Here is a 538-nt window from a genome sequence, read left to right as displayed (position 1 = left end):
TCTTGCGTTTTGCCCGGATCGGTGTTCTCCCCCAACGGCTCAATGTATCCGCGGAGGGCCACATCGGATTTGCTAACGTGCAATGTCATCTTCTCCGACATGGGCAGATCAAAGAACCGACGGCTCACATCGAATACCGAATCCACAAGATCCTGAGGAATACCGTGGTTCTTTACATACATGAAGCCAGCGTTCGACAAGGCCCAACCTATCTCCTTGGCCACGTTCTGTTTGTTGCTGCCATCTAGTAGCGGCGCTATATCAATCAGTGGGATCTTGTCAAAACTTGCGCGTTTCGCCCGCAGCTTGTCGTTCAGTTCTGCCTATGAGCGCCGCGCGACTAGGCGGCGAAGCCGCTCAGTCCGCTCATCGGGAACCCAGACCTCCGGCAGAAAGCCGCTGGCATGGAGCTGCGCCAGAACGCCGGCATCGATCTTGTCGGTCTTGATCCTAGGGCGACAGAACCCGCACCACCGCCATGGCGTTGCCCGTAGCCTCAATGACAACCTCATCCGTCCGTCGCAAACTGCGGCCGAAC

Annotated in this window: 1 protein-coding gene and 1 pseudogene; both read right to left on the bottom strand. The window is 57.1% G+C overall.

The genetic code is table 11. From position 1 onward, the window contains the following. Positions 1 to 224, bottom strand: a 224-nt coding sequence (locus EN807_RS31220; RefSeq protein WP_246684475.1) for a 2-oxoglutarate and iron-dependent oxygenase domain-containing protein, incomplete at its 3' end; no start/stop codon positions are given. Between the two features lie 105 nt (positions 225 to 329). After that, positions 330 to 538, bottom strand: a pseudogene (locus tag EN807_RS37040) (IS110 family transposase); the annotation flags it as partial.

Source organism: Mesorhizobium sp. M5C.F.Ca.ET.164.01.1.1 (assembly GCF_004792125.1).
Classification (GTDB): domain Bacteria; phylum Pseudomonadota; class Alphaproteobacteria; order Rhizobiales; family Rhizobiaceae; genus Mesorhizobium; species Mesorhizobium wenxiniae.
Note: the sequence above shows the minus strand (reverse complement) of the source record. Positions and strands in the feature narration are given on the sequence as shown.